Here is an 899-nt window from a genome sequence, read left to right on the forward strand (position 1 = left end):
TGGATACTGTCCAAGGTTCTGACAGGCCTAATGCCATTGTAAATATCTCGGTACTATTCATTTTGCAAAGGTAACATTTTGACGAGAAATATTCGCTACCTACCCACACGATTCGTTATAGAGCCTTTTAAATTCAAAATACCTTCCTCATTTATAGAATATCCCTGACAATTTAACATTTTTGTTGAGATTTCGGCAGATGTATTAAGATATTTAGCCAAAGTCCATGCATTATCTCCTTTTTCTGCTACAAGATTCCCATTAGCATCTTCTACCCATTTCCCATCAGTATCAACAAACCGCATCGGATTATTCACACAATACGCATAAGGACTTGTGGAGTAATATTTCTCCGCCAGCGGATCCATCGTTGTGAAGCGGCAGGTGGTGGCATCGTAGCGTCTTGCCCCATAGTCGTATATGTCGAGACCGATTTGACGTTCGAGTTCCTTGCCGTTGTATTTGTAGGATTGAAAATCGCCGTTCAAGCCCTTACCCATCAAACCACCGAAAGGGTAATAGTCGTTGCGTTCCTCCAAGTTGCCATTAGCATCTGCAACCACACGTACGTTGCCGAGATGATCGCGAAGGAAGAAATGGTAAGTGGGGACACCTTTCTTAATACTGACATATCCTCCGTCAAAAAGAATCTTAACGGGTTCCTTGTCGCTATAAACGATGTTGCCGCAGTAGTCCAACACAGGAAGACCATATATGTTTTGACTTGAACTCAACGTACTCTGGTCTGCGAAAGAGTCGGACAACGACGAACCCAAATTTATATCAGACGATGAAAGGGTGTCGTCATTTCCGGAACGGTCTGACATTACTTTGCTCATGGGCTGAATCAGTTTCAGTCCGCTCACGCTGTAAATGGCCTGTAGTTTGTCGCCTGTCGC

Annotated in this window: 1 protein-coding gene; it reads right to left on the reverse strand. The window is 43.7% G+C overall.

The genetic code is table 11. The features are described from left to right. Window positions 1–95: 95 nt before the first annotated feature. A partial coding sequence (locus tag C1709_RS00850; RefSeq protein WP_146035435.1) for an RHS repeat domain-containing protein occupies window positions 96–899 on the reverse strand: 804 nt, incomplete at its 5' end.

Source organism: Metaprevotella massiliensis (assembly GCF_900241015.1).